This is a genomic window from Eggerthella sp. (assembly GCF_048329335.1).
In the GTDB taxonomy this organism is placed as follows: Bacteria; Actinomycetota; Coriobacteriia; order Coriobacteriales; family Eggerthellaceae; genus Eggerthella; species Eggerthella lenta.
In genome coordinates this window covers 1-2,588 of record NZ_DBFEGU010000040.1, presented here as the reverse complement: position 1 = coordinate 2,588, position 2,588 = coordinate 1, and the positions used below count along the sequence as shown (strand labels likewise).

The window sequence follows — 2,588 nt, the reverse complement described above, 5'->3', positions numbered from 1 at the left end:
AGGCGGACGGTTCGACGCTCGCGCAGCTGCTGGAGCGCGACGGCTTCGACGCCGCGCGCGTGGCGTGCGAGCTGAACGGGGCCATCGTGCCGCGCGACGCGTACGCGGCCACGGTGCTGCGGGCAGGCGACGTGCTGGAAGTGGTCCGCTTCGTGGGAGGCGGCTGATGGACGCGCTTTCGAGCCGCATCGGAGAAGAGGCGCGCGTGAGGCTGGCGGCGGCGCGCGTGGGCGTGGCGGGGTTGGGCGGCCTGGGGTCGCACATCGCCGTGATGCTGGCGCGCTCGGGGGTGGGCGCGCTGCACCTCGTGGACTTCGACCTCGTGGACGAGTCCAACCTCAACCGCCAGCACTACTTCCGCGAGCATATCGGCCGGCCGAAGACCGAGGCGCTGGCCGAGCAGCTGCTGCGCATCGACCCGGGCATCGAGCTTACGCTCGACCGCGTGCGGGTGGATGCCGGCAACGCGGCGGCGCTGTTTGCGGGCGAGCGCATCGTGTGCGAGGCCTTCGACGACCCCCGCTGCAAAGCCGACCTCGTGAACGCGCTGCTGACGGAGGCGTCGAATACCGTGGTGGTGGCGGGCAGCGGCATGGCGGGTGCGGGACCGGCCGACGCGCTGGTCACGCGGCGCGTGGGGCGGCGGCTGTTCGTGTGCGGCGACGGCGAGGCCGACGTGGCCGACGAGGCGCTCTTCGCCCCGCGGGTGGCTCTGTGCGCGGCGCAGCAGGCGCTCGTCGTCGTGCGCCTCGTGCTGGGACTCGAAGGAAACTGACGGAAGCAACGGGCCGCAGAGGGCGGTCGGGAAGGGATATCCATGGCATACGAACCGGATACTTGGTCGCTGGGCGACCGGACGTTCACCTCGCGCTTCATCCTGGGGTCGGGGAAGTTCAACCTCGACCTCGTGGAGGCGGCCGTGCGCGATGCGGGCGCCGAGATCGTCACCTTGGCCGTGCGTCGCGCGAACACGGGGCAGGACGGAAGCATCCTTGACGCCATTCCCGAGGGCGTGACGCTGCTGCCGAACACATCGGGGGCGCGCACGGCCGACGAGGCGGTGCGCATCGCGCGGCTGGCGCGGGCGATGGGATGCGGCGACTTCGTGAAGGTGGAGGTCATCCGCGACGCGGCCTATCTCATGCCCGACAACGCCGAGACGGTGCGCGCAACGGCGCAACTGGCCGAGGAGGGCTTCGTCGTGCTTCCCTACATGTTCCCCGACCTCGTCTGCGCGCGCGACCTGGTACGCGCGGGCGCGGCGGCCGTCATGCCGCTGGCGGCGCCCATCGGGTCGAACAAGGGGCTGGCCGCGCGCGACTTCATCAAGATCATCGTCGACGAGGTGGACGTGCCCGTCATCGTGGACGCGGGCATCGGCCGGCCCTCGCAGGCGTGCGAGGCCATGGAGCTGGGCGCGGCCGCGGTCATGGCGAACACCGCGGTGGCCACGGCGGGCGACGTCCCCCTCATGGCGGCCGCGTTCAAACGCGCCGTGGAGGCGGGGCGCGCGGGATACCGAGCCGGCATGGGGCGCGTGCTCGACCGCGCCGAGGCCTCGTCGCCCCTCACCGGGTTCCTCGCGGATTAGGAGGGGCCATGACGCAAGCAGGCACCCGCTCCGCAACGCCCTCGGCGGTTCCGCGCTTCACGCGCCTCGAGGCGGTGGACCCCGCCGACGTGGCGCGCGATCGCGGCATCGACCCTATGGCCTACCTTCCGGACATGGACGTCACCGACTCGCCCGTGCTCGACGAACTGCTGGCACGCGCGGCGGCGTTCGACTTCGACGCGGCGACCGAGGCCGACGTGCGCGCCGCGCTCGCGGCCGACCGCCTTTCCCCCGAGGGCTTCGGCGCGCTGCTGTCGTCTGCCGCCGAGCCGTTGCTGGAGGAGCTGGCCGCCGCCGCCCGCCGCGCGCGGCGGCGCTGGTTCGGCAGCACGGCGTACCTGTTCACGCCGCTGTACCTGGCGAACTACTGCGACAACCACTGCGTGTACTGCGGCTTCAACCGCGACAACGACATCTGCCGCGCCCGTCTCGACCGCGCGGGCATCGTCGCCGAGCTCGACGCCATCGCGGCGACGGGGCTCGAGGAGATCCTGCTGCTCACGGGCGAAGACCGCGCGCGCACCGACCCCTTCTACATCGGCGAGGCGTGCAAGCTTGCCGCCGAGCGCTTCCGCATGGTGGGCGTGGAGGTGTACCCCATGAACGAGGACGAATACGCCTACCTGCACGAATGCGGCGTCGATTACGTCACGGTGTTCCAGGAGACGTACGACCCCGCGCTTTACGGCAAGCTGCACCTGGCGGGGCGCAAGCGGGTGTTCCCGTACCGTGCGAACGCCCAGGAGCGCGCGATGAGAGGCGGCATGCGGGGCGCGGCGTTCGGCGCCCTCTTGGGCCTCGGCGACTTCCGGCGCGACGCGTTCGCGTGCGGACTGCACGCATGGCTTGTGCAGCGCGCCTACCCGCACGCGGAGCTTTCGCTGTCGTGCCCGCGCCTGCGCCCCATCGTGGGCAACGGGCGCATCGGGCCGCGCGACGTGGGCGAGCGGCAGCTGCTGCAGGTGATGTGCGCCTA

4 protein-coding genes are annotated in these 2,588 nt (G+C 71.9%); all 4 read left to right on the top strand.

The genetic code is table 11. The features are described from left to right. Window positions 1-167: sulfur carrier protein ThiS (thiS, locus tag ACMO6A_RS01485; protein ID WP_418470680.1), on the top strand; the 167-nt coding region annotated here is incomplete at its 5' end. Then, entirely contained in the window at window positions 167-775 is a 609-nt protein-coding gene (gene thiF, locus ACMO6A_RS01480) for a sulfur carrier protein ThiS adenylyltransferase ThiF (protein WP_009307166.1), read from the top strand. The genes thiS and thiF, both read left to right, overlap by 1 nt. A gap of 42 nt (window positions 776-817) precedes the next feature. Then, window positions 818-1,591, top strand: coding sequence for a thiazole synthase (locus ACMO6A_RS01475; protein ID WP_009307165.1), 774 nt, complete (start codon window positions 818-820; stop codon window positions 1,589-1,591). Between the two features lie 8 nt (window positions 1,592-1,599). Continuing rightward, window positions 1,600-2,588 (top strand): radical SAM protein (locus ACMO6A_RS01470; protein ID WP_418470679.1); only part of this gene is annotated, 989 nt, incomplete at its 3' end.

What these genes read in the sequence shown, in the direction of transcription:
- ACMO6A_RS01475 (WP_009307165.1), top strand. Translation starts at nt 818, where the DNA reads ATGGCATACGAACCGGATACTTGGTCGCTGGGCGACCGGACGTTCACC.
- thiF (WP_009307166.1), top strand. Translation starts at nt 167, where the DNA reads ATGGACGCGCTTTCGAGCCGCATCGGAGAAGAGGCGCGCGTGAGGCTG.